Origin of the sequence: Paenibacillus plantiphilus (assembly GCF_927798095.1) — a bacterium.
In the GTDB taxonomy this organism is placed as follows: domain Bacteria; phylum Bacillota; class Bacilli; order Paenibacillales; family Paenibacillaceae; genus Paenibacillus_Z; species Paenibacillus_Z plantiphilus.
On the sequence record NZ_CAKMMF010000007.1, the window covers coordinates 84,456 to 110,504 of the forward strand.

General features: G+C 45.7%; 20 protein-coding genes. 19 read left to right on the top strand and 1 reads right to left on the bottom strand.

Annotation, left to right across the window (positions count from 1 at the left end):
* Positions 1-7: 7 nt before the first annotated feature.
* From L6H65_RS08050 to L6H65_RS08085, 8 genes are all read left to right on the top strand, one after another.
* Positions 8-1,081 (top strand): hypothetical protein, encoded by a 1,074-nt coding sequence (locus tag L6H65_RS08050; protein ID WP_236339983.1) that lies wholly within the window; start codon positions 8-10, stop codon positions 1,079-1,081.
* Between the two features lie 66 nt (positions 1,082-1,147).
* Positions 1,148-2,989: an acyltransferase family protein gene (locus tag L6H65_RS08055; RefSeq protein WP_236339984.1), complete on the top strand. Its 1,842-nt coding sequence runs from the start codon at positions 1,148-1,150 to the stop codon at positions 2,987-2,989.
* Between the two features lie 26 nt (positions 2,990-3,015).
* Positions 3,016-4,815: a sulfotransferase domain-containing protein gene (locus L6H65_RS08060; protein WP_236339985.1), complete on the top strand. Its 1,800-nt coding sequence runs from the start codon at positions 3,016-3,018 to the stop codon at positions 4,813-4,815.
* 57 nt (positions 4,816-4,872) lie between these two features.
* Entirely contained in the window at positions 4,873-5,370 is a 498-nt protein-coding gene (cysC, locus tag L6H65_RS08065; protein ID WP_236339986.1) for an adenylyl-sulfate kinase, read from the top strand.
* A 130-nt stretch (positions 5,371-5,500) separates the two neighbouring features.
* Complete coding sequence (locus tag L6H65_RS08070; RefSeq protein WP_236339987.1) at positions 5,501-6,643, top strand: AAA family ATPase; 1,143 nt, start codon at positions 5,501-5,503, stop codon at positions 6,641-6,643.
* The gene (locus L6H65_RS08075) at positions 6,640-7,410 is read left to right on the top strand and encodes a hypothetical protein (protein WP_236339988.1); all 771 of its coding nucleotides are present in this window, start codon (positions 6,640-6,642) and stop codon (positions 7,408-7,410) included. Before L6H65_RS08070 ends, L6H65_RS08075 begins: the two co-directional genes overlap by 4 nt.
* A 410-nt stretch (positions 7,411-7,820) precedes the next feature.
* A complete protein-coding gene (locus L6H65_RS08080; protein ID WP_236339989.1) occupies positions 7,821-8,600 on the top strand; it encodes a DUF817 domain-containing protein in 780 nt (259 codons plus the stop codon).
* A 124-nt stretch (positions 8,601-8,724) separates the two neighbouring features.
* Positions 8,725-9,312, top strand: a complete 588-nt coding sequence (locus tag L6H65_RS08085; RefSeq protein ID WP_236339990.1) for a Crp/Fnr family transcriptional regulator — start codon at positions 8,725-8,727, stop codon at positions 9,310-9,312.
* Between the two features lie 8 nt (positions 9,313-9,320).
* Here L6H65_RS08085 and L6H65_RS08090 read toward each other — a convergent pair whose 3' ends face one another.
* Positions 9,321-10,040: a DUF4386 domain-containing protein gene (locus tag L6H65_RS08090; protein WP_236339991.1), complete on the bottom strand. Its 720-nt coding sequence runs from the start codon at positions 10,038-10,040 to the stop codon at positions 9,321-9,323.
* Positions 10,041-10,236: 196 nt separating this feature from the next.
* On the opposite strand from L6H65_RS08090, the gene L6H65_RS08095 reads away from it, so the two are divergent.
* The 11 genes from L6H65_RS08095 (at position 10,237) to L6H65_RS08145 (ending at position 26,028) form a co-directional block, all read left to right on the top strand.
* Positions 10,237-10,671, top strand: a complete 435-nt coding sequence (locus tag L6H65_RS08095) for an SRPBCC family protein (protein ID WP_236339992.1) — start codon at positions 10,237-10,239, stop codon at positions 10,669-10,671.
* A gap of 297 nt (positions 10,672-10,968) precedes the next feature.
* Entirely contained in the window at positions 10,969-12,471 is a 1,503-nt protein-coding gene (locus L6H65_RS08100; protein ID WP_236339993.1) for a malate:quinone oxidoreductase, read from the top strand.
* Positions 12,472-13,085: 614 nt separating this feature from the next.
* Positions 13,086-15,371, top strand: a complete 2,286-nt coding sequence (locus tag L6H65_RS08105; protein WP_236339994.1) for a PA14 domain-containing protein — start codon at positions 13,086-13,088, stop codon at positions 15,369-15,371.
* Positions 15,372-15,698: 327 nt separating this feature from the next.
* Positions 15,699-19,373: an AAA family ATPase gene (locus tag L6H65_RS08110; RefSeq protein WP_236339995.1), complete on the top strand. Its 3,675-nt coding sequence runs from the start codon at positions 15,699-15,701 to the stop codon at positions 19,371-19,373.
* Between the two features lie 11 nt (positions 19,374-19,384).
* Complete coding sequence (locus tag L6H65_RS08115; protein WP_236339996.1) at positions 19,385-19,804, top strand: hypothetical protein; 420 nt, start codon at positions 19,385-19,387, stop codon at positions 19,802-19,804.
* Positions 19,805-19,834: 30 nt separating this feature from the next.
* Positions 19,835-20,482 (top strand): hypothetical protein, encoded by a 648-nt coding sequence (locus tag L6H65_RS08120; protein WP_236339997.1) that lies wholly within the window; start codon positions 19,835-19,837, stop codon positions 20,480-20,482.
* Positions 20,483-20,531: 49 nt separating this feature from the next.
* A complete protein-coding gene (locus tag L6H65_RS08125) occupies positions 20,532-20,969 on the top strand; it encodes a GNAT family N-acetyltransferase (protein ID WP_236339998.1) in 438 nt (145 codons plus the stop codon).
* 127 nt (positions 20,970-21,096) lie between these two features.
* Complete coding sequence (locus L6H65_RS08130; RefSeq protein ID WP_236339999.1) at positions 21,097-21,780, top strand: Crp/Fnr family transcriptional regulator; 684 nt, start codon at positions 21,097-21,099, stop codon at positions 21,778-21,780.
* 442 nt (positions 21,781-22,222) lie between these two features.
* Positions 22,223-23,320 carry a GerAB/ArcD/ProY family transporter gene (locus L6H65_RS08135; RefSeq protein ID WP_236340000.1) on the top strand — a complete coding sequence of 366 codons (1,098 nt, stop codon included), beginning with the start codon at positions 22,223-22,225 and terminating at the stop codon, positions 23,318-23,320.
* A 15-nt stretch (positions 23,321-23,335) separates the two neighbouring features.
* Entirely contained in the window at positions 23,336-24,805 is a 1,470-nt protein-coding gene (locus tag L6H65_RS08140; protein ID WP_236340001.1) for a spore germination protein, read from the top strand.
* Positions 24,802-26,028 carry a Ger(x)C family spore germination protein gene (locus L6H65_RS08145; RefSeq protein WP_236340002.1) on the top strand — a complete coding sequence of 409 codons (1,227 nt, stop codon included), beginning with the start codon at positions 24,802-24,804 and terminating at the stop codon, positions 26,026-26,028. Before L6H65_RS08140 ends, L6H65_RS08145 begins: the two co-directional genes overlap by 4 nt.
* Positions 26,029-26,049 lie beyond the last annotated feature (21 nt).

A 26,049-nucleotide genomic window follows, 5' to 3' on the forward strand; every position in this document is an offset into this window, starting at 1 on the left:
TCTCATTATGATTATTACGACATCGATTTGTGCCAATTATTTGCCGAAAGCGATGGTATTGGCGCAATCTGTTAAAAGAACAAACCCAGATGCTCGTGTCATCGTTTGTTTGCTTGAGCGGGAGATTCACCCTGCGGCCAAGGCGTATCCTTTTTTTGACGAGGTGGTGCTGGCTAAGGATCTCGGTTTCGAGCATTTCGATAAATTTATATTCAAGCATTCTATTGTCGAGGCGGCCACAGCAGTTAAAGGGCAGCTGTTCATTTACTTGCTGAAGCATTATGCCGATGAGAATCATTTTGTTTATTTGGACCCGGATATTGAAGTGTATGATGAGCTTGCCGAGTTGAAGGATGCCCTGCATGAGCATGCGATTGTGCTGACGCCGCATCTATGCCATCCAGAGGATATTATGGACGCTGTTATGGACAATGAGCTTAGCGCGCTGCAGCACGGGGTGTTCAACCTGGGGTTTCTGGCGATTTCCAGATCGGAGGAAGCGGAGCGTTTTGCAGCATGGTGGGCCAGCCGGTTGTCCATGTTCTGCTATGACGATATACCGAGAGGAATATTCACCGACCAGAAGTGGATTGATCTCGCGCCATGTTATTTCGATGTTCATATATTGAAGCACCCGGGGTATAATGTCGCCCCTTGGAATTTATCCAAGCGCAAGCTGGTGTTCTCGGGTACATACCGAGTGAATGGGGAAAGATTGCGGTTTTTCCACTATTCCGGATTCGATTCAGGCGCGAACGAAGGCATGATCAGAAAGTATGTTCCTGACTTGACCAATTGTGTCTATAACTTGCGTGACAACTATGTCAGGCAGCTGGAAGAGGCGGATCAATCGAGCCTTGGCAAGGAGCAGTGGTCGTATGATCTGTTTCAGAGCGGTGAGACGATTAAACGCAATTCCCGCATCGTCTACCGCGACGTCCCGGAGCTTCCGTACCGTGTGGAAAATCCGTTTGCTGAAAGCAACGAGTACTTTGAGAAGTATGTGAGTGTCCAGCTTGTTGCCCGGAATGTCATCCAGCAAGGGAAAAAGCTGTTGAAGCGGGTCTTGAACCGCAAATAGGATCGGGGCAGGTAACGGACCTTGCACATGCTTGAAGTGATGAAATAGGGTTAGGAGAAGCGCATCATGGTAAAATCCAGATTGCTATATCCCGATGTTCTTCGGATCGCGGCTATAATCGGTGTTGTGCTCATTCATGTGACAGCGCCGACAATGGGAATCTTGCATATTATAGGAGAAGAACGGTTTTGGTGGACGGCCAATTTCATTAATGCTGCTGTCAGGTGGAGTGTCCCAATTTTTGTTATGATCAGCGGGATGTTTCTACTTGACCCGGGCAGAACCGAGACGGCCAAGCAGTTTTATATGAAAAGATTAGGCAGCGTAATTCCGCTGTTTGTAATATGGAGCTTTGTTTACTATTTGTGGGGGATTCGGCATGAGCTCCATCGTTTTGAGTGGGATGCCTTCATCAGAGGCTTGATCGGGAATAGCATTCACTATCACCTGTGGTTTGTGTACATGCTCATTGCTCTTTATTCCATCACTCCGCTGCTTCGCATAGTTGTTAAGCATGCTTCTGAAACGATGATTTTATATGCTTGCGCAGCGTGCTTCGTGGCTCCCAATGTAGCAACCATTGCCGGTATGGCAGGCTGGGGGCTGGGAGTTGAGATTCCTTATTTAACCGGCTATATCGGTTATTTTCTGCTTGGTTATTATTTATCTGTTACCCGTGTAGCGGTTAGTAGGAGACGGCTCTTGTATGCTTGTGGCTGCGGGGCGTATCTAATCATTGTGCTAGGTAATTATTGGATGACAAGCCAGTTCGCTCATTTGGAAAATTATTTCAGCAACTATACCTCTTTCCCTGTATTGATTATAGCTGCAGCATTATTTGTTTGGTGCAAACAAATCCGTTTCGATTTCATTTCTGCAGGCTCTGCACGGCTGCTTACTTTCATCAGTTCGTCGGTTTTTAGCCTGTATTTAAGTCATTTGGTTTTCTTTGAACTCCTATACCAAATACGTCCATGGGACATTGTCCACGGCAATCCTTGGTTGTATGTACCTGTTGTCACAGCAATCGTCCTTCTGATGTCCTTTCTGCTATACGTGGTTTGGCGAGGGAGCGGTTATGCGCTGCGGAAGGTGATGAAGCTTTCCTTTCGCATGCCGAAGGTGAGGGAGCTGCTGGCACATATCAAGGAAATATATGATTATCGAGAGATGTTCCGGAATATGGTAGTGAAAGACCTGCGGGCAAGATACAAGGGGTCTGTGCTGGGCTTCTTCTGGACATTCCTGAATCCGCTGCTTATGTTAGGCATATACAGCTTTATATTCTCATCGATTATGAAATCGGATATTCCCAATTTCCCTATGTTTATATTGGTCGCGCTGCTGCCATGGAATTACTTCTCGCAGGCGATTACGCAAGGTGCGCGAAGCATCATCAACAACGCCGAGCTGTTGAAGAAGGTGTATTTTCCAAGAGAAATACTTCCGTTAGCGGTCATTGGCAGCAATTTGATAAACTATCTATTGACACTGGCCATTCTGATTCCGGCGCTTTGGCTCAGCGGGGTTCCATTAACAACGGCGCTGTTTGCCTTTCCTATCGTTCTGCTCATACAATCGCTGCTTATTGCACCTATTGTAATGCTGGCCTCGTTGGGAACTGCTTACTTGCGTGATCTGGAGCATATTCTTCAAGTAGGCATAACGATTTTGTTTTATCTGACGCCGGTTCTATTCCCAGTGTCGTTCATCCCGGAATCATTCAGATGGATATTCGATTATAATCCAATGACCCCTATTATACATGCCTATCGGGACCTGTTCTTGTATGGACAATGGCCGGATTTCGGAGGGCTGCTTCCAATGATCCTCGTGCTGGTTGTATTGAATACGGCAATAGTGGCCCTCTTTTCGTTGCTGCAGCGAAATGTGGTTGAGGAGGTATAATGGGCATAAGCAGGAGAGAATCCACCATGAAGAACGCAATTGAATTGCATCATGTATATAAGAAGTTCAACAAACTAAGCGGGAAGAGGAATACAATAAAGGACAAAATCTTCAATCCCGATCCGCAGCCGTCCACGGAAATGTGGGTGCTTCGCGATATTCATTTGGAGCTGCCGCCTGGGTCCAGCGTAGCTTTAATTGGCAAGAACGGATCTGGTAAAAGCACGCTTCTGAAACTGATCTGCAGAATTCTGCATCCCACCTCCGGCGAAGTGAAAATAAACGGTAAAATTTCAACACTGCTTGAGCTTGGTGCCGGTTTCCATCCTGATTTCACTGGCCGGGAAAATATTTTTTTTAACGGCTCTGTTCTCGGATTTACCCGCAAGCAAATTCAGTCCAAGCTGGATAGTATTATTGCGTTCTCTGAGCTTGAGCCGTACATCGATATGCCAGTACGAAACTATTCCTCCGGCATGTATATGAGGCTCGGCTTTTCCGTTGCCATTCATATGGAGCCGGATATTCTGCTCATGGATGAAATTCTGGCGGTCGGCGATTTTGAATTTCAGAAGAAGTGCATGAATGAAATACTGCGGCTGAAGAGCGAAGGCAAAACGATTGTATTCGTTAGTCATTCGGGCGAGCAGGCACAACAAATATGCGATCAGGCCATCTGGCTTGAAGATGGACAGATTAAGCTAAGCGGGGCTTCACGCGATGTGGTTACTGCCTATGAGAAGAGCTGCATGACGAACGCATATATCCCTGAATACAATTACCGGATGGGCTGCAGAAGCCAACAGCAACTGGACTTTAAACAAGCATTGAAGCATTTCAATGAGGCGCTTGAACACGGCTATAGCGAATTTTCGGTGAAAATATTACGCTCATCCGTTTATCTAGAGCTTGGCATGCAAGAAGAAGCAAGCCGCGACGCGCAGCGTTGCCTGGCGATCGCTCCACCGGGAGCCGATTATGAAAGTATCATCCGGCATGTTCAGTTCGTAAACAGTAAACGTGGAATTGAGATGGTGAGATCTGCTCAAACGGTATTATTTGATAACACGACAACCAAGCCGGCCTTTCTGATTATCGGGACACAGAAAGGAGGGACCACCTCCTTATACCATTACTTGACTCAGCATCCGAACATGAAAGCGGCTGTAGTTAAGGAAATTCATTATTTTGACGAGCAGTATGATCACGGCTTTGATTGGTACAAGAAGCATTTTCCATCCGATCTGTCCGCACATGATATAACGGGGGAGGCTAGTCCCTACTACTTGTTTCATCCCCAAACACCAAGCAGGGTGCGTGAGCTGCTGCCGGACATGAAATTGATTGTATTGCTGCGGAATCCTGTTGACAGGGCCTATTCCCATTATCAGATGATGGTAAGAAAGGGATTCGAGCAACTGTCTTTCCCAGAGGCATTGCTCGCCGAGAGCGCCAGAGTGCAGGATGAATACGAAAGAATGGTGCAGGACCCCAGCTACAGGAGCGCAAACTGTATCCACTTCTCTTATTTGAAACGTGGTCTATACGCGGAGCAGTTGGAGAGATGGCTGCAGTATTTTCCCCCTGAACAGCTCCTCATTATGAACAGTGAAAGATTGTTTCAGGAAACCGCCGAATGCTGCCAAAGGGCGTGGGAGTTTTTAGGCATGCCGGCATGGGGGCTGACGGAATTTAAGCAGCTGAATAAGGGTGATTATACGAGCGACATACCCGCTGAAACTTTGAAGTGGTTGTACGAGTATTTCGAAGAACCGAACCGGCAATTGTTTGAGCTGATTGGCGAGAAGTATGATTGGGGCCGCTAAACACTTTTTCGCTGGCAGGAGTATACGAACGAAGTAATAATTAGGGGAATGAATATAGTGAAACAATTGATATGGCTGACTGGACTTTCTGGTTCAGGTAAAACGTCGATTGCGAATGCGCTGAAACCGCTGCTTGCAAATGGTTATATTCTCGATGGCGATGTTCTGCGAAAGGGGATTAACCAAGACCTTCAATTCAGTGAGGAGGACCGGATTGAAGCTGGCAGAAGAATGGGTGAGATTGCCAAAATTCTGCTGGATGCAAACCATCATGTAATCGTTGCTTCAATCTCGCCCTACCGGGCAACTCGCAATAAAGTTCGTTCTCTGGTGGGGGAATCCTTCATTGAGGTATACGTTCAATGTCCATTGGAGGTTTGCGAGCAAAGGGACCCCAAAGGTCTATATCGCAAAGCGCGATCCGGTGAAATTAAACATTTTACAGGGATCGATTCACCGTATGAAGAGCCTCTTGATCCAGATGTAATCGTAGAAACGAATAAGCTTTCTCTGGGTCGATGTGTGGCGAAGATTATGGAGCTTGTTGTCAATTGATGGACTGATGAAGGAAGAGGGCATCCTGTAGCGGGATGGATTGTGCGGTAAAAAAATTACGATAGAATAAAAATGTGTGCATATTTTTTACGAAGTGGGGTAAAATAGTTTGAGAAGGGAGTGACAGCTAATGTTACGGACAATAACGATGAACAACTATCGCTCATTTAAAACTAAAACTACAGTGGATTTAAGTGTAACAGGATATAAAGTGTTATCAAACACAAACGTACATAACAATACATTAAAAGGAACTTTCTTTGTGGGTGCAAATGCATCAGGTAAAACAAATGCAATTCGTGCGTTAAAAGTTTTATTTGACCTGTTATTTGCTGAAAGAAAAGTTAATATGGGGTTGGAAAGATGTTTATTTTCATCTGAAAAATCATTGAGTTTAGAGTATGAATTTGAATTTTCGAATACCCTAATTAAATATTACATTGAGTATGCGGTAGATAAGAAAAGCTTTGTAGAAACTTTATCTATTCAAGATAATATTGTTTTAAATCGAATTGGGCAGAGCGCTAAATCAGAAATAACCGAAAACAATATTTATAACGATATTGACGCAAATACGTTACTGCTAAGAGAAATTTACTTTAATACAAAGTTTAGAAATCAGAGTGTATTAAAGGAATGGTTTGATTTTCTAATGCACTCAGTCTACATGGATGGGTATAAGGAAACGATCTTCTCCCCGGGAAAGTTAGACTTAGAAATTGAAGAGTATCTGGAAAGCCAAGGAGCAGATGAAATAAATAATTTCTTTAAGCAATTTAATTTTAATCAAAGAATTGAATATTCGAACTCAAGTTCCGGTAAAATTACAAGGATAGAAACACTTGAAGAAAAGGATATTTTTTTCAAGCGTGAAGGGGTTGGAGAACCCATACCGTTTCCTTTGGAGTCATTGGGAAATCAGAAGTTGTTACGACTATTGCCACCCTTCTTTCATGTCGTTAGAAATGGAGGAATGTTAATCGTCGATGAGTTCAGTAGTGGTCTTCATAATTTTTTAGAAGAACTACTGATTCATTACTTTATGAAGAACTCTAAGAACGCGCAACTCTTCATAGTATCTCACTCGACAAATTTACTTTCTAATACACTTCTAAGACCAGATCAGATATATGCCGTAGATTTTAAGGGTATTGAAGGGAGTACTTTAAAAAGATTCTCAACTGAGCAGCCGCGAGTAGCTCAGAATCTTGAGAAGATGTACACGAGCGGGGTTTTTGGAGGAATTCCAGTATACAGGAATGATGAAGTTTGATTAAAATCAATAAGGATAAAAACATAGGGAAAGTGCTGCTTATTGTCGAGGGCTTGAGAACTGAATTTTACTTATTGCATAAAATTTTTACTCGGATTTTTAATTTTCAATATGAAAAGTTAGATCGTATGCTTAAGTATGGGAAGTTCAACGAACAAGAAGGAATTCAATCTTCAGTATTCGTTATTAACACTAAAGAATCTGCGATCTCATTTATTAAAGAGACTGATGAATTCTTGGATTCTATGTTTGAAAAACTAATCGAAGAATACCAATTTCCAGTAGACCGTGCTGCAATCTTCTATGTTTTTGATAGAGATGTTAAATCAAATACCGATTCTGTTCTAATAAGAGACTTAATTAGGTCTTTGAGTAGTTCAAGAGAAAACAATGGTTTTTTTAGACAGGGCTTATTACTACTAAGCTATCCGTGTGTAGAAAGTTTTGTTGCCTCTAATTTCATTGAGAATTCTTTTGAACTATCATTTGAAACAGGTGATGAACTAAAACAGTATTTAAATAATCAAAAGATAAACCAAAGTAAGATTACAGAGGACTCTATTAAAATGGCAGTTACAGAAATGGAAAATGCATTGAAACAATTAGGCGTAGCCGAGTATAGTTTAGATCATTTCTCAGATACAAATTTATTTATTTTTAATCTTCAGGAAGAACATTATATAATAAATCAGAAGTATAGACTCTTAAGTCTGCTATGTTTAATATTGCTGGACTTAGGATTAATTGAAGTTATAGATTTCGAGTAAGGAGTTTAGTAATACCGATAAAACTTGCCATTGCAGATAGCACGGAAAACCTTATCTCAAATGACATTAAAAATGGAATTGGTGAAATAAGATAGAACTTCAAGCTATAGAGGAAGCAATACCTATGTGCTTGGAATTATAGGATAATTGAAAATAGACACAGAAAAAGGTGGAGTTATAAGCCTGTTTTCTAGAAGAGGGCATCCTGTAGCGGGGTGCCCTCAATAATTTGTCGGAAGGAAAATATGAATACATGATTTCCCGATTCCAGGTGTGTTTCCGAACTATTTGTAAGTCAGGATATGGATACAGCCGAAGAGGACACGCTTGGGCGCTCTCTTCAAAATTTGATGATGTCATTTATACAGATGAATTGTACATTAATGAGATAGGGAGAGGAGATAAACGTATTGAAACCGATCATACAACTACTGCATTTCGGCTATCATCAGGCTATGAGCTGCATATTTCCTGTTGCTATCTTTGGAACGTTAGCTCTCTCTAGCGTAATAGAGGTGCCTTGGATACATCGTTATGATGCGATCCTGCTCGTATTGCTTGGCGTGCAATACCTCATGTACCGCAGCGGATTAGAGACACGCGATGAAATTAAAGTCATCTGTGTATTTCACTTTATTGGTTTGGTGCTGGAGCTATATAAGGTATGGATGGGGTCATGGGCATACCCTGAGCCTGGGTATACGAAGCTGCTCGGTGTCCCGCTTTATAGCGGATTTATGTATGCAAGTGTAGCAAGCTTCATGTGCCAGGTGTGGCGGAGACTTCGGATGGACATGACCGGCTGGCCTGGGATTGCGTCTTCGATGCTGCTTGGCGGAGCCATCTATTTGAACTTTTTCACCCATCATTTTATTCCCGATTTTCGTTGGTGGCTGATGGCGCTCGTATGCATCGTTTTCTGGAAAACCTGGATCATATATCGTGTACGGTCGATAACGTATCGAATGCCCTTAACACTTGCTTTTATCATTGTAGGTGTCTTCATCTGGTTAGCGGAGAACATAGCCACATTGTTGGGTGCTTGGAAATACCCTGATCAGCACGAAAGCTGGAAGCTTGTTAGTTTCAGTAAGATCAGCTCGTGGTTCCTTCTCGTCATCATTAGCGTCATCATCGTGGCCCAGCTTAAACATGTTAAAGCTAGTCGAACAACGAACGATTCGCATTGATCCAAGTGTAGTAATTTGGCAGTTCCTTCGAGCGAATGCGCAGAGCTCTGCTTTGGAAGATTCAGGAATGAGGAGGCTGAGATTAGCCATAACAACCTCATGTGCGCGATGAAAGGAGAGAATAATGAAAAGCATATTGTTCAAGTATATGACTCAATTTACATCGCTTAACGATGAGGAACAACAGGCTATTGCTGAAGATATCCTTATTGAAGAATTTAAAAAGGGAACGGTGCTCCTAAGACAAGGGGATGTCCCTGCACAATGTTATTTCGTGTTGAAGGGATGTGTGAGGCAGTACTCGATAGATGGAACGACGGGAAAAGAAGTGACCTCCAATTTCTATACCGAAGAGCAGGCGGTCTCGATATTCAATCGTCATCAACAAGATAAGTCATCTGCGTACACCCTCACATGTCTAGAGGACTGTATATTGGTTGTTGGCGATCTTGATGCCGAGAGCAGCATGTTTCACAAACACGCTCAGTTGGAAACGATGGTGCGCAAGATGGTTGAAGAAAACCTGGGTGAGGTACACGATGAATGGACTTCATTTATCGCTTCAGCGCCCGAAGAACGCTACAAAGCGCTATTGCGAAAAAGGCCGCAGCTAGTCCATCGTGTACCCCAGTATCAACTGGCGAGTTATCTTGGCATTACGCCAGAGTCATTAAGCAGAATTAAGAAACGGGTCCATACCAATGATGTGTAGGAAAGCTGTCATGCGCCTTTGGGGAGTTTGCCTCCTCTGAGCAGCAGCCATATGCCAAAGCCTAGCTCTCCTGCAACCATGGGTATAAAAAAGGCAAGATTAAGTATGGCAATTGCGCCATCATAGTGTGGAAGAAACGTTTCGCCCAGGTGAATGGCGATGTAGCCGACGGATGCCAGCAGCAATAAAATGCTGATGACTTTAGGAATGCCCTCAGATTGTAAAGCCACATAGCCCACAACCAACAGATGCCCGCCAAAAACGATCAAGCCAATTGACCACATCGATTCGAATGCTTCCAGAAATAACATCACAAGGGATTGAATTTGTTCGATTGTAAATGAGGAGAAATCGTTTGTATGTCTCGTGAGAATCAGCACAACGATTAAGTTCAGTATGGCAATTCCCAATATAGTCGAATAGACAAGACGGAGCCATGCACCGAGTAATGAAAGGCTCCTATGAAGGGGCTCTAGAAACACATATAAAGCCCAGGCGGCCAGAATGTCAGTGATCAGGATGATGAGCCAACTAAAGATTCCACCCTTGAAAAGGATATCTGATGCTGCGATGTTGTTGAATGTGGCGCTGGCATCGCCTTGCACAACAAGGCTTCCATGGACAAAGCCATAGGAAAAAAAACCGGCAATCGCCATGATGATAAGCGAAATGCCGGCGGTTAAAGCGGAGTTTCGCTGATTGGATCGTTCTTTTACTGAGATCGTCATAAGATAGCCTCCTAAATAACATGATTTATTTTCATTGTAATCAGAGGCACATATCGGGTCATTGACTTAAATCAAGAAGGGACGGTGAATGATGAGGGGGGATCATTTATAGCAATCGAAAAGAAATCTAACTGTCGTTTCATGCTATAATAGGTGCAGGTAAATTGTGTTTTTTATCCACCAAGGAGGTTGTGTAATGGGAACAGGTAATCCGGTAACGTTAACAGTGGAAGCGATCGTTCATTCCCCCGTCGAAAGTGTGTGGAAATATTGGACAGAGCCGAAGCACATCACACAATGGAACTCACCTTCCGATGACTGGCACACGCCATACGCCGAGAATGATCTGAAGGTCGGCGGTAAATTCGTCTCAAGAATGGAAGCCAAGGATGGCAGCTTTGGATTTGATTTCGGCGGAGTATACGATGAGGTGAGCGTTAACGAGAGTATCTCCTATACGATTGGCGACGGCAGAAAAGTGAAGATCACGTTTATTCGCCGAGACAACGATACGCAAGTCATCGAATCATTCGAAGCGGAAGAGACCAATGCTGTAGAGATGCAGCAAGCCGGATGGCAGGCGATTCTGGACAACTTCAAGAAGTATGCGGAAACGACTAAAGAAGAATAAGAGGCTCTCGCAGCCTTAGAAGCGCATGCCGGCATCGGCATGCGCTTTACTGTGTACGCCCGGCATTATGTCTAAGCCTAATCGGGTGTCTTTCGTTCGCCCCGAAATTTACCGGCTTTTAAATCGTTTATAACTATCATATAATAGTAGTTAATCTATTATTCTAATAATCATAGTGATTCACATTATAGTTGATCCAGAATAGATGTGTGATGAGGTCGAGTCCTGGCTTGCTGTGGCTCCTACTTGGAGCGCCTGCATCCTTTCTGCAAATCTTAGGGTATAAGGACGGTAAACATGAGCAACAGACAAACGAAAACAGATGTTATCTTAATTGGTGCCGGAATCATGAGTGCGACTTTGGGGTCACTGCTGAAGGAATTAGTACCGGACTGGGAAATCACAGTGCTGGAGAGGCGCGCAACCGCAGGAGAGGAAAGCTCTAACGAATGGAATAATGCGGGAACGGGGCATTCTTCACTCTGCGAGCTTAACTACACGGTCGGAAAGTCAGATGGTTCCATAGATATTAGCAAAGCTATAAAAGTTAATGAGGAGTATCAGGTTTCAAGGCAGTTTTGGTCTTATCTTGTAAACAGCAAGCGGATACGAAATCCGCAGGACTTTATCATGCCAGTGCCTCATATGAGTTTTGTGCAAGGGGAACAAGATGTAACGTTTCTAAGGAAACGGTATGAAGCGCTGTCTAACAATCCTCTGTTCCAAGGGATGGAATTCTCCGATGATCCGAACAAACTGACGGAATGGATTCCACTTATGATGAAAGACCGGACATTGAATAAACCTATTGCGGCAACAAGAATCGAATCTGGAACGGATGTCAACTTTGGCGCTTTGACGCGCATATTGTTTGACCACTTAAAGAAGAAGAACGTCGATATAAAATTCAAACATAATGTTGATGATATTAAACGTGCTAGCGACGGCTCGTGGGAATTGAAGGTGCGGAATGTCGATAGCGGTACCGTCGAACGCCGTACTGCGAAATTCGTCTTTATCGGCGGCGGGGGAGGAAGTCTGCATTTACTGCAAAAATCCGGTATTCCTGAAGGAAAAGGAATTGGAGGATTCCCAGTAAGCGGACTATTTATGGTGTGCAAGAAACCGGAAATTGTTGCGCAGCATCGTGCAAAGGTATACGGCCAAGCTTCGGTGGGCGCTCCTCCAATGTCTGTTCCGCATCTTGATACAAGGGTTATCGATAAGAAAGAGTCGTTGTTCTTCGGGCCGTTTGCCGGCTTCTCGCCAAAGTTTTTGAAATTCGGTTCCATGTTTGATTTGTTAACTTCCGTAAAGCCGCATAATCTTGTAACAATGATGGCAGCAGGTGTGAAAAACGTTCCATTGACATCATATCTGATTAAGCAAGTTATGTTGTCGAAGGAAAAGCGAATAGAGGCTTTACGGGAATTTATCCCGAATGCCAATATCGAGGATTGGGAATTAATGCTGGCGGGCCAGCGAGTGCAAATTATTAAAGATACTGCTGCTGGCAAAGGAACGCTTCAATTCGGTACGGAAGTTATCAGTGCCGCTGATGGCTCGATAGCTGCATTGCTGGGCGCTTCTCCGGGTGCTTCTACCGCCGTTTCCGTCATGCTTGAAATCGTGAAGAAATGCTTCCCGCAACATCTACAGGCGTGGGAGCCAAAAATAAAAGAAATGATTCCTTCTTATGGTGTGCCACTGTTGCAGAACCCAGCGCTTATCAACGACATTCATACCTCAACAGCGCGGGCGCTTGGCTTATCGGATACCAAAGAAGCAAGTTTGGCATAGACCGAACATGAACTGGTGAGCATGAACCAAAAAGCGCGAGTGACAGGGCGAAATGACCCTCAAACTTGCGCTTTTTTTACTACTCTTGAAGTAACCATTGTCCAAAACGGTAGATAATTCTTGCTGTGTATCCCCGACATAAACGTGAAACTCTCCGCTGGGCAAATGAAGCCCAATGTATAGTTCTATCCCCTTCTAATCTTGTCATATTCCTTACACTAGAAAAATATAAATGTAAATAAAAGTAATTATATAAATGAATAACGGCGTAGAATCTAATAATAGCTTATAACTTTCTCGTTGTGAAAGCGTTTGTATTATATAATTATTTGGAAATTAATCATTTCTATTCGCTAAGCTTTAGCAAAATCCTTATATAAAAATGAGTCTTTATATTCTTGATTTTATTAAAAGCACCAAAATTCCTATTCATTTTGTTGCTAATGATAATGTGGTTATGGTTTTAATGAATCATATCGATGAACATTCACTTTTTTAATTTGAATTGGAAATTATTGTATTGGAAACTGCTATGTATCGGTCCTATTGTCAGAATAGGCAGTTGGTTGATATATATAATGATGTATTTACCAATTTTGCAAGGGAGGAATATTATGTTAAGCAAGTTGATGAAATGGACAGTTGTCGCCTCAATGCTGTCTCTGTCCATCGCCGCTGCCGGTCCGGCATCGGCAATCGCCAAAGAACCGCAAAAGTTTGTGGACGAGCAGCTCTTGAAAAATCCGTCGGAAGAAAAAAGGATCATCGTACAGTACAAGCCCGAGGTAGCTGCGGAGCGAAAAGCGAGCAAGAAGAAGTATAAGAACCATAAGAAGTTCAAGCATATTAATGCGGAAGCGATGACCGTAACTCAGAAGGAGCTTGAGGAATTAATTGCTGATAAATCCATTCTTTCGATTGAAGAGGATGGCATTATTCAAGCAGACGCTCAAGTAGCTGACTGGGGAATCGGCAGCATACAAGCGAATAAAAGCAGGGCAAATGGCGTTACAGGCGATAATATTAAGGTCGCTGTATTCGATACTGGGATAGCCGATCATGACGATCTGAACATTCAGGGCAAAATTAATTACACGGTCAGCAGTACAGATGGCGATCTTCATGGGCACGGAACGCATGTGGCTGGAATTATCGCGGCACTCGATAATACGGTTGGAGTAGTAGGTGCTGCACCAGATGTAGACCTTTACTCGGTCAAAGTGCTTGGAGATGACGGCTTAGGCCTTTATTCGTTTGTCATCGACGGTATTGATTGGGCCATCGACAACGATATCGATATTATCAATATGAGCTTAAGCGGAACGACCGATGCACCGACATTGGAGGAAGCATGCGATACCGCCTATGAGAACGGCATTCTGTTGTTCGCTGCTGCGGGGAACAATAGCACGAACTCCAGCGGCGATGATCCTACACGCTATCCGGGCGGTTATGAATCTGTAATCGCGGTCGCTAATGGAAATAAATCGGATGAGCGGAGTACAGACTCCAATAAGGGTTCTCATCTGGAGTTGACTGCGCCGGGCACAGCCGTATACAGCACAGCAATCGGCAACTCCTATACGTTGAAGTCCGGTACCTCAATGGCATCGCCATATGCAGCCGCAATCGCTGCCTTGTATATGGAGCAGAATCCTATGTATACGAATGTGCAGATCAGGAATAAGCTTATTGAAACAGCCTATGATCTGGGCGTTCCAGGGCGCGACAGCTCCTATGGATATGGAATGGTTCAAGCGCCTTTCAGCCAGCCTTTAGGCACTGGGCTTTATGCGGAATATTATAACAATGCGGATCTCACAGATCTCGTAATGACAAGGGTTGACGGCAAGATTGATTTCGATTGGGGATGGGACAGTCCGGCAGCTGGCGTTGACCCTGACACATTTAGTGTAAGATGGTCAGGTGAGGTGCTGCCGCTGTACTCCGAAACCTATGATTTTACGGCGCTTGGAAATGACGGTGTTCGACTGTGGGTCGACGGCCAATTGATTATTGACGATTGGAACGATAATCCGTATTCAAATGTCAACACTGGAAGCATCTCGCTTACAGGCGGGCAGAAATATGACATCGTTATGGAATTCTATGACGACACCGATTACGCAATCACTAGATTATATTGGTCCAGCCCTAGTCAGTCTTATGGATTGGTTGCCAAGCGCCAGTTCTACCCTGCTGTGCCTGCCTCTAGTCTGGCAGCACCTACCGGACTCACAGCAACGGCCGGTGTGGGCTCTGTGTCATTGAGCTGGACCGCTTCCGTCGGCGCAACAGCCTATAATGTTAAACGCTCCACAACAAGCGGCGGCCCTTATGTGACAATCGCTTCGAATGTAACGGGAACAAGCCGTTATGATATCGTCCCGAACAATATGACCTATTATTATGTTGTCAGCGCTGTAGACGGTCCGGAAGAAAGCGCGAATTCCACCCAGGCCAGCGCTACAGTTGAAGCTAACGGACTGCGTGGCGCATATTTCAATAACATGGATTTCACGAGTCCGATGGCAGAACGCACCGATGCCAACATCAACTTTAACTGGGGTACGGGCAGCCCTGCATCCGGTGTTGATCCCGATACATTCAGCGTGCGCTGGAAGGGACTTATTAAACCTCAATATACGGAAACCTATACCTTCTATACCAATACGGATGACGGAGTGCGGTTATATGTGAATAACGTGCTGGTCATTGACAACTGGACGGATCATGCGCTCACTGAGAATAGCGGAACGATCACACTGACAGCCGGACAGAAATACAACATTAAATTGGAATATTATGATAATGTCTTCGATGCGGTCGTTCAACTGTCGTGGTCAAGCAGCAGTCAGTCGAAGCAAATTGTGCCATCGAACCGCTTGTACCTGCCATAAAAGCTGCCTCTTAGTGGGTGGACAAGAAACAACTGGAGAGGTTGTCCCATTGGTGGGACAGCCTCTTCGTAGTGTCTGATTGCGGGGCTATCTGGACGACTTTGGTGATTGGCCAAATTCGTTGTCCGGAACAAGCTTATCCGGCGGCAGCGCGAATTCGATTGACCGTTCCATCGGCAACAATCTTGGTCCAGTTAGAAAAAGATCCTCACAAAGTCCTGTATTATAATGGTACATTAGTCTCGGACAACGAACTTCTTTGGCAAATATTATGTTACAATGTAGAAAAATAGAGCTGTCTCCAGCGTTAGAGAGGATAGCATACGTATGAGCATTCTAGTTAGAAGTGTAAAAGGAATATTACGATTTCTTTTTCCGGAAATTCAATTATTTCAATTGATTCGAAAGAATGGCTTTTTCGCCCCTAAAGAGTCTGCGTCTCCACCTAATCAAAACAGGGAAGCCTCGCAGTCTGCACAGGCTAACGACCAGCAGAGATATACAAGGGTAAGTGCCGGCAGAGATACGGCGGCGGATTACAGTCCGCCATCTGGAGCAGGCAATGTTTCACCCCCGCCAAGCGGCTATTCGGGCGTGCAGTCGACTGCGTCAGGGGTCCCGGCGCCTCCCTCAAGTGCGTCAACAGCTAAGCTGAGCTTCACACAAATTGAAGAAATTTTTCGTGCAGCAGCAACGAAAATGAACGGCAGAGTAATTGGGCAGCAATCCTTAGTGACAGAGTTGATTGCAGCTTATACACAGGGATATATCCATGAACGCGAGGGACAAGCACGCAATGCGATCTTGTTGGCGGGCACCGCAGGTACGGGCAAGATGACGGCGCTTGAACTGCTGGTCAGGGAAATGCATGCGCATAAGCTAAGTTCCAGGGGGCAAGCGGCAGATATCGATCTGAGCCGTTATGAAGCGGACGAAATTTCGGGCAATTTCATTCGCGATATGTCTGCTGCTTTTCAAGAGGCGGAGGGCACAGTCATATTCCGTGGATTTAAAGAGGCGGATTCTTCAATTCTCGGGTTCATCGGACAGCTTGCAACCGAGGGCAGTTTTCGCAACAAAGAAGGTGTGCGAATTAGCGCGGCCAATTATTTTCTAGTTTTTTATTTGGATTATCCTATTGCCGAACGCGAGGAACATGGCCGAATTCCGGCCGCTCTAACGGGGCAAATTCCTGTATCCATCTTGCAAGGCATTCGGACGGCGGCAATCTCGTTAACCCTGGATGATCGATCTGTAGCGCAAATTGCGGAGTACTTGATGAAGAAGGCGGCAGAGAGTTTGTCGGAGCAAGCACAGATATCGATCGACGTTACTCCTTCCGTACTTCATGCATTGGCAGGAATGGCCACTATGAACAGAACGTTTGGAGAGGCTATTCAGCTTTGGATAGACAAGGAGCTTGTACCGGCGGTCACGGGCATGCGTGCAAGAAACGAGATCCATCTCCATGAAAGGGTAACCATTCAGTTTGAGAATGACTCTTTCTTCGTGAAGACGCCTTCAATAGAGGTTCCGATTAGGGCACAATCATTTGTCCGCACGGAGTCCATTGATGATGTGCTGCAAGAGCTTCAACAGTTAACTGGCTTGGAGACGGTAAAGACATTCATGAAGGAATTGCTTGAGACTGTACAAATCAATCAGCGCAGGACACGGGAAGGCCACAATACTGTAACGATGGCGCTTCATATGGTGTTCACTGGAAATCCAGGAACGGGTAAAACGACGGTAGCTCGCCTGGTGTCCCGTATTTTAAAAGCAATGGGCCTGCTGTCGCATGGTCAACTGGTAGAGGTGGCGAGACAGGATCTGGTCGGTCAATATGTGGGCTCCACAGCACCTAAGACCATGGCCAAAATCAACGAAGCCATTGGCGGCGTGCTGTTTATTGACGAGGCGTACACATTGGCCCGCAACGATCATGATACGTTTGGCCTGGAAGCCATTGATACGATTGTGAAAGGCATGGAAGACCATCGCGACAACTTGGTTGTCATTATCGCAGGATATACGCAAGAGATGGAAACCTTCCTGCGGTCAAACCCAGGGTTAAGGTCGAGATTTCCGTTTATCGTCGAATTTCCAGACTACACGCCGGTTGATATGCTGGAAATTCTACTGCGGATGGCCAATTCGAACGGCTTCGCGATTGAACAGAATGCGCATGAGGGGCTGTTGGAACTATTCGAGCAGAGACAGATTCCCGGCCGTAACGACAGCGGCAATGGCCGTCTTGTTCGCAATTTATTCGAAGAGTCTGTACGCAAGCAGTCTGTGCGTCTAGGCAGATTGTCGTCAAACGAAGCGAATCTGCAGCTTCTCACAGGTGATGATTTTGGAATCGGAGCGAAGGAAGCCTTTAATATTGAGAAAGAGCTTGCTACCATTGTCGGCTTGGATAAGGTCAAGTCGTTCGTCCGAGCGCTGGAGAAGCAGCTGATTGTAGACAGGAGACGAAAGGAAGCAGGCATTCATGTCGATACCGGTCAAACCATCAATATGATTTTTTCTGGCAATCCGGGAACCGGCAAGACAACAATGGCTCGACTGCTCGCCGGCATGCTTCGTTCAATGGGATATTTGAAGAAAGGACATCTTGTCGAGGTCGATCGCTCGGATCTGGTGGCGGAGTATGTAGGCCATACGGCAAACAAGACAAAAATTGTGGTGGAATCGGCGCTTGGCGGCGTATTGTTTATTGATGAGGCCTATGCTCTTGCGCAGGATGGCGTTCAAGGGGGCGGCTTCGGGAAAGAAGCGATTGATACTCTCGTGCGTTTGATTGAGCTGCATAAAGATAATCTTGTCGTTATCTTAGCCGGTTATACGGAAGATATGGAGAAATTCGTTCGCGTCAATCCGGGTATGTCTTCCCGCTTCCCGCTGCAAATTGAATTTCCTGATTATACGGCCAATGAGATGGAGCGCATCGCTTCCATTATGATTAAGTCGCGCGGCTTCGTGATTGATTCGAATGTGAGCGAATTACTGCGCATGTATTTCGATAAGAAGCAGGTATCTGGCAAGAAGGATATAGGCAATGGCCGTCTTGTCCGTAATACGCTGGAGGGGGCTATTCGCAAGCAGGCAGAGCGGCTGGCGGAGCATCCGGAAATTGCGTCGGACAAGCTTAATGAGCTGATTGCGGTCGATTTTGGCATAGTGGAGGAAGTGAGCTCTGCCGGCGATACTGTGAATGCGCTAGGCGCATTGAATGAGGTCGTGGGACAGGCTTCGGTCAAGGATTTTGTCCGAAGCCTGTCCGCCCAGATTGAAGTGGCCAAACGCCGACAGGAGCTTGGGCTGCAGAAGGCATCGGCACAGACGCTACATATGATATTCAAGGGGAATCCGGGTACGGGCAAGACGACGATTGCCCGCATACTGGCCCGCCGATTGAAGGAGCTAGGCGCGATCAAGACCGATATTCTTATTGAAACTGATCGCTCCGGCTTAGTCGCCGGTTATGTCGGCCAGACAGCGCTCAAGACGAAGGAAGTTATCGAGCGGGCGCTTGGCGGGGTGCTCTTCGTGGATGAAGCATACGCGTTGGCAGAGGGAGACCAGTATGGCAAGGAAGCGATCGATACCCTGGTGAAAGCAATGGATGATTATCGGGACAGGCTTGTCGTAATCTTGGCTGGCTACGATCAAGACATGGAACGCTTCCTCGATCAGAATGCCGGCCTCCGATCCAGATTTCCGAACATCATTACGTTCTCCGACTACTCGTTGGAGGAACTGTTGCAGATTTCACATATCATGGTGGAATCGCAGGGTTATGTCATGGTACAGGAAGCGAAGAATAAGCTGCGTGGCATATTGGCGGGTTATCATGGGCATATGAGCGCCGGCAATGGACGTCTGGTGCGCAATTTGGTTGAGAAGGCAATAAGAATTCATGCCATGCGATTAAGCGCCAAGGCCGAAGCGACAGCTGAGGAACTGTCTACGATTACAGCCGAAGACTTTGTAGAATAGGGGGGTTCTCCGTGAGATGGTTGGTTGCCATAGTGTATCATCCAATAATGATTATAATGATTCCAGTAACGCTGCTACTGCCCTTAATGATGTATAGCAGTGCAATGAACATAGTAAAGTTCGAAATACCGGTAGCATCCGCGCCATTTTTTGGAATTGCCATTATTTCTTTTCTAGTGTATGTGGCAACGCGCAGCCGTTTTTTTGGAAAGCCGTACCGCAAGATTACGATCTTACTGCCGCTGCTTCAAATGTGTATTTATACGAGCATAGCCATAAATATTGCTACCGTCATCTTGAACAAATGGGCGGATGAGGCTCTATACTCCAAAGGATGGGCTATTGCGCTTGCGCTGATTGGGTTTGTTGTGATTCGACTATTGATGTCTTTGTTGTATTGGAAAAATCCGATTGTGCAAAGGGAAAATTAAGATAAAGAGCCTTGCAAGGGGGGATTTCGAATGGAATATAATGGACGTCATGACAAGGAGCGAAATAACAATCAACAGCTCGAATCGCAAGAGTTGCAAGGGGACAAGCAGCAGCGCTATGAACCGCAAGTACCTTACGTTGTGCCTGTTTCGGAAATCGTAGAACCGGTAGATCAGGCATCGAAGGCGGCCAAGAAGCATCGATTTTGGATTGGGCTCACAGCAATACTGGCGATAGCGGCATCTATCGTGCTAGGCGACGGGTCAAGCTTCTCGATGCGGGATGTGATGTCCAATGGCATTGGCAATGGGATGCAAGCGGGCACAAAGCTGGCAACCACGGATGAGGGCATAGAATTGTTATCAAGGGATTTTGAAATTGAGATGAAACAAGGCACGACTTCCAGTCGTATGCTCATATGGGACTTTGCTGCCGAAGACGGTGATGTCGTAACGGTGAGAGTCAATAATGTTGTTGTTGCGGCCAATATCGGCATTATGAATAAACCGATAGCGCTGGATATCCCGATTCCAAGCGTAGTCGAGGTTGAGGGCGTGAAGGATGGTGTAGGCGGTATCACCTATGGCATCAAGTTTCCCGGCGCAGCAGGCGGTAGCGCCTATTTTAATGTAGCGCCAGAAGGAGGAGCCAACGTCTACACGTTGAAGATTCCGTAAATGCGCTGTTATCGACTGTGGGAACTCATAACAGGGAGGAAAGTCAATCGTGCTGTTTCGAAAAGCTATTACAGCCGATATACCGCAGTTAATTAAATTTCGCAAGATATTGCTAGGTCATGAGGACAACAGTAGTATGGATGAAACATTTAGAAACTACTTTGATTCCTCATTGTCAGACAAGTCACTCGTTGTATGGGTTGCTGATGATGATGGAGTAGTTGTATCCTCAGTATGTTTTTGCTTATGTCGATTGGCGCCACGATTTGATAATCCTTCTGGATTGGTTGCATACATGACTACTGTTTTCACAATCCCAAATTACCGCCGTCAAGGTATGGCATCCAAACTTGTCAGGGAAGCAATAGACGATTTGAAGTCACAAGGAATTAGAAAAATTCTGCTGCATTCGTCTGATATGGCCAAACCGGTGTATGAAAGTCTTGGTTTTATTGAAGGAAAGAACTATATGTCAATAAATATTTGATGCTAGAGCCTCTCTGCTAATTTCTTCATAAGTATCCCTGCATACGACCGTGGTGATCAGGCTCAATGGTCGGGCTTGTATGTTATGATTAACATACAACTATTGCTTGTACTGGAGGGCTCTGAAGATGAATCCGCAGTTATTACGAGATTTCCCGCTTTTCGAGCATCTTGATGAAGAATATTTAGCTGAAATTTCTAACTTATGCAGCGAGCGCATGTATTCAAAAGGCGAATCGATCTTCTTTGAAGGCGATGAAGGTGATGAGCTTTATCTGGTTATATCTGGAGTTATTCAAATTTATCAAGATAACCACTCCAGGGATGTGATTCTTTCTATTTTTAGAGAGGGTGATTACTTTGGAGAGATGGCTTTGCTGCAGAAGGAAAGAGTGCGCTCTGCTTCTGCGAGGACAATCGAGAAGTCTGCCTTATGCATTTTGAAAAAACGTCATTTCATTCCTTTAGTAAAAAGCAAGCCTGAAATCCTTATCGGCATTTTGGGAACAGCTTTAGATCGTCTGCGTGATGCCAATAAATTAATAACGGACTTGACCATTCTCGACGTGCGCACGCGTATTGCTCGTATGCTGCTGCGACTAACGGAACAGCATGGCGTACCTTCTGCGGATGGTATGTTAATTGATTTGAAGCTGACGCATCAGCACTTGGCTGATATGACGGGAACGGCACGCGAAACAGTGACAAAATTATTGCTTGACTTACAAAGCGAGCAATTGATACGCAATGATCAGAAGAAAATTATCGTATGTAACATGGATGGACTTAGAAATATACTCGACACCATTTGAGTTGAATGATTTGTCCACAAAGCAGTGCACCAGTTGCACATCGTTTTCCCATGAAGAAGAGGGTGTCCCTTAGCCATTCAAGGCTTTGAGGATACCCTCTTTTACGTGGTCAACACGTGGAGAATCATATCGGCGCAAGCTAGGACATCACTCTGCATAATCGATGATCCATTGAGGGACAATGAGATAAACATCATTTACCATGAAAGAGAGATGAATCCATCTGCTTACAGCTGTTTTTTTAATGATTACTTGTGTCATGTTTGCGTTCATCTATCTGATTGACACGATCGGTTTGGAGAAGAATGAGACCATGGTGTTTTCACTGCATAGCAATTATTTCCAAATCGCCATATATATCGTTGGACTATCCTATTGCATTTGGAGAGATTGGCGCGGGATTGCCGTGAGGAACCAGAATTAGTCGACAGGAGGTAGCGAAATGAAGGAGGCGAAATTTGTTGTCTCGCCCGTGCAGCTATTCGCAGTCATCATATTGTTCGATCTGGGAAGCGCCATCGTTATGAATGTGGGATCGTCGGCTAAGCAGAATGCCTGGATCGCGATCGCAGCAGCCACCGTAATCGGATGGGGTCTATTCGGATTTTATCGAATGCTGCAAACTAGACAGCCTTCCTATGACTTGTTCGAGCTTGTTCGATTATCGTTTGGGCGTTGGCTCGGGAGCTTTATCATCGCTATGTATGTCGTTTATTTTCTATACGTTGCGGCGAGAGTCATGCGCGACTTTCTCGAATTGATATCGAGCGCAGTGCTTGAGAATACGCCAATCGAGGTGCTTGCATTTTCATTCTCGATGGTCATTGCTTATATGATATGGCTAGGGTTCGGCGTTATTCTCAGAACGGCCGAATTCTTTTTCCCAATTATTATGGGCATTATCCTCGTCCTGTTCCTGTTGATTCTGATCGACCGGGATTATCAGTTCTTTTATTTGAAGCCGGTGCTGGGGGATGGACTGATGCCTGTGTTGTCTGCTATCTTCCCAACGCTAATCACGTTTCCTTTCGGCGAATTGATCGTTTGTCTCGTATTCATGCACTATACAGCGCCAGCCTCTCGCGTGGGAAAAGCATCCAGCTTCGCCATCGGCATTTCTGGATTGATTCTGGCAGGTACGGCAGTTCTGGAGACGGCATCGCTTGGTGTACAGATGAAGGAGCGTGCGAACTTTCCTTTCCTGGTTACGGTGCGGGACGTTTCATTCGGTTATTTCTTCGAACGGATGGAGATGGCCGTTGTCTTCGTAATGTTGATTACGATTCTTGTGAAGGTGTCTCTATTCCTGTTCGGTGCGCTTAAAGGAATCGAGCATTTGTTTCGGGTACCCTACCGCACGGCTGCATTTCCTATTGCGTGCCTGGCAGCTATATTTTCGATCAAAATAGCAGATACGTTTGCAGAGCATACCCTTGAAGGACTATCGTTCGTACCTATGTTCATCCATATTCCGATGCAGCTTATTATTCCTTTAGCGCTATTCATCATACTGGGAGTGAAAAGAGCCAGACATCGTTAAGAAAGGTGGGTCACTATGAAGGCAGGATGGAATGAATGCAAGCAAGAGAGCCGATTTACTTCCGCGCTCCCTACAGATCCGAAGCAAACACTGCTTCAATTGCGCGAGCTGTTCGGGAATCCGCCTGACTTTCAGTCTACGGCGATCCGAATCGGTTCGGCGAATGGATTCATATGCATACTCAAAACGATGGGTGATCCCAAGACGATGTCGGATAAGCTGCTCGTTCCGCTTATGGAAGAGGCTTCGCAAGGAAACAGCCCTCTTCAATTCCCGCAGCTGGAACAAATGAGACAAGAAAGGCTAGGCGTGCTGCCTTTTGTCTATGCAGCAACCATTCGTGAAGCAGCCGAGCGAATGTTGGCTGGCGACGCGATCCTCTTGGCTGAAGGCGTCGATAAGGCGTTATGTATCGAGATTGGCGGCATAGCGGCTCGATCGATCGAAGAACCGAAGTCGCAGCGTGTCAACCGCGGGTCTGATGATGCATTTACGGAAGCGATGGATACGAACATCTCATTGCTAAGGCGGCGACTGCGAAATCCGCTTCTTCGAATCGAGCCGTTCACAGCAGGAGAAGAGACCCGTACTTCAATTAGCTTAGTCTATTTGGAGAACGCGGCTGCCCCATCCCTTGTGTCCGAGTTCCGCCGGCGACTGACAGCGATCAAGGTGAGAGCAATCTATGATTCCGGGAATGTAGAGGAGTTGATTGGAGACAAGGGCTCCTGGTTTTTCCCGACAGTGCTGGATGTGGAGAGACCGGATACGGTGGCGTCCATGCTGGTGGAAGGCCGCTGTGCAGTCATTGTGGACGGCAGCCCATATGTTCTCATTGGCCCGGCGGTATACGGGAATTATTTCATATCCGCTGGCGACTATTACTTTCGGCCCATTCTGGCTAATTTGATCCGGCTGCTGCGGCATACTGCTTTTCTAATCTCTTTGTTTCTGCCTGCGTTCTATCTCTGCGTCATCAATTATCATTCGCAGATGATTCCGACCACTTTGCTTTACTCCATCAGTGGACAAGAACAAGGCTCGCCCTTTCCGGTCGGATTTATGCTTATTGCGATGACGCTCATATTCGAGGTGCTTAGAGAGGCTGGCACTCGAGTGCCGAAAAGTATCGGCCAAGCCGTTCCTCTAGCCGGGGCAATTATACTCGGCGAAGCGGCTGTCCAAGCCGGAATCGTATCGAATATTATTCTGATCGTTGTCGCTTCAACAGAGTTGTGCGGATTGGTCACGCCTCATTATGAATTTAGCAATACCGTTCGAATCATCCGATTCGGCCTGCTGTTGCTTAGTTCGGTACTAGGTATTTATGGCATCTTCTTAGGCTTGGTTGCCCTGGTCATCCATTTGGCGAGCTTGCACTCGTTTGGCGTTCCCTATCTCAAGCCATTTGCTCCGTTTCGATGGAGGCAGCAGAGGGATATGCTGGTACGATTCTCGCTTAAGAATGAGGATCCATCGACATGATAGGAAGAATGGTTCGACAAATGGCTATTGTGCTTATACTTGGTATGCTCAGCCTGGTTGGAGCTGGCTGCTGGGATATGCGCTCGGCTAACGAGTACGTCATCGTAAGCAGCATGTCCGTGACTACCGGAGATGGAGCAAATTACCATGTATATTTACAGATGATTAATGCGCTGGAGTTCGCATCCTCTCGTGCCACAGGAAGCACGCCAACGTACTCCATCGACGCAGAAGGGAATACGATGGACGAAGCTTTCGGCCGAATCGAGCGGAAGACGGCCCGTAAGCTGGAGCTAAGCCATATGATGCTGCTTATTTTGGACGCCAAGCTGCTTGCAACGGATAAGGGCCTTCTTTTTTTCGAGTTTCTTGAATCGATGAAGGACATTCGAAACGATATTCAACTGGTTGTTTCTCACCGAGTAGCCGCATCGGAATTTTCAAAGCTCTACTTCCCTGAGATCAGGGTATCCACTGTGAAGCTCCGCAGAGGTCTTGATTCGGTTGAGGCGAATTGGGGAGGCTCACCGAACACGAATTTGAAGCAATTCATTGCGGCCATTACATCGGAAGGCCGGCAGCCGGTAATGTCGTCCGTTACGATGAAGCTTCCATCGAAGCAGCAGCAATCTGTGGACGCCGGGAAGAGCACTGATTCGCCTACCGAATTGGTTATCGACGGGACGGCTGTTATGCGCAGGGCCAAGCTAGTCGGATTTTTGAACACGGAAGAAACTCGGGACTTACTATGGATCCAAGATCGGATCAAGGACACGTCATTAACGGTACAATGCGGAGAAGACCAGTATGCACAAATACGAATCGGGAGATCAACAACACAGCTAAACGTAGATTATATCGATAATCGTCCTAAGGTCAAAATTAGCATCAATGTCGAAGGGGCCGTTAGCGAGAACCAATGCGAATCAATCAGGCTAAGTAAGATTTCCGGATTCGAACAAATACGAAAGCTGACGGAGAAGGCGATTCAGAGCCATGTGGAAGCGACGGTAGCCAAGGTACAGAAGAAATACGGCGTCGATATATTTGGGTTCGGCGAGAAATTGATGGGCGACCACTATCAAACCTTCAAGATAGTGAAGTCGCATTGGGATGATGAGTTCGTCAAAGCGGAGGTGGCTGTTGATGTACAGGCTGCAATTATGCGTGACGGTATGATATCTGAAAATTTATTTCGAGATATTCCTGGTCAATCGGAATAGTGTTTGAGGAAGCGGGGGCTG

Excerpts from the sequence above, each read along its gene's own strand:
- L6H65_RS08120 (WP_236339997.1), top strand. The coding sequence starts at position 19,835 with ATGGAATATAATGGACGTCATGACAAGGAGCGAAATAACAATCAACAG.
- L6H65_RS08090 (WP_236339991.1), bottom strand. The coding sequence starts at position 10,040 with ATGACGATCTCAGTAAAAGAACGATCCAATCAGCGAAACTCCGCTTTA.
- L6H65_RS08095 (WP_236339992.1), top strand. The coding sequence starts at position 10,237 with ATGGGAACAGGTAATCCGGTAACGTTAACAGTGGAAGCGATCGTTCAT.
- L6H65_RS08055 (WP_236339984.1), top strand. The coding sequence starts at position 1,148 with ATGGTAAAATCCAGATTGCTATATCCCGATGTTCTTCGGATCGCGGCT.
- L6H65_RS08050 (WP_236339983.1), top strand. The coding sequence starts at position 8 with ATGATTATTACGACATCGATTTGTGCCAATTATTTGCCGAAAGCGATG.
- L6H65_RS08140 (WP_236340001.1), top strand. The coding sequence starts at position 23,336 with ATGAAGGCAGGATGGAATGAATGCAAGCAAGAGAGCCGATTTACTTCC.
- L6H65_RS08085 (WP_236339990.1), top strand. The coding sequence starts at position 8,725 with ATGAAAAGCATATTGTTCAAGTATATGACTCAATTTACATCGCTTAAC.
- L6H65_RS08105 (WP_236339994.1), top strand. The coding sequence starts at position 13,086 with ATGTTAAGCAAGTTGATGAAATGGACAGTTGTCGCCTCAATGCTGTCT.
- L6H65_RS08060 (WP_236339985.1), top strand. The coding sequence starts at position 3,016 with ATGAAGAACGCAATTGAATTGCATCATGTATATAAGAAGTTCAACAAA.
- L6H65_RS08130 (WP_236339999.1), top strand. The coding sequence starts at position 21,097 with ATGAATCCGCAGTTATTACGAGATTTCCCGCTTTTCGAGCATCTTGAT.
- L6H65_RS08070 (WP_236339987.1), top strand. The coding sequence starts at position 5,501 with ATGTTACGGACAATAACGATGAACAACTATCGCTCATTTAAAACTAAA.
- L6H65_RS08135 (WP_236340000.1), top strand. The coding sequence starts at position 22,223 with ATGAAGGAGGCGAAATTTGTTGTCTCGCCCGTGCAGCTATTCGCAGTC.
- L6H65_RS08110 (WP_236339995.1), top strand. The coding sequence starts at position 15,699 with ATGAGCATTCTAGTTAGAAGTGTAAAAGGAATATTACGATTTCTTTTT.
- L6H65_RS08145 (WP_236340002.1), top strand. The coding sequence starts at position 24,802 with ATGATAGGAAGAATGGTTCGACAAATGGCTATTGTGCTTATACTTGGT.
- L6H65_RS08100 (WP_236339993.1), top strand. The coding sequence starts at position 10,969 with ATGAGCAACAGACAAACGAAAACAGATGTTATCTTAATTGGTGCCGGA.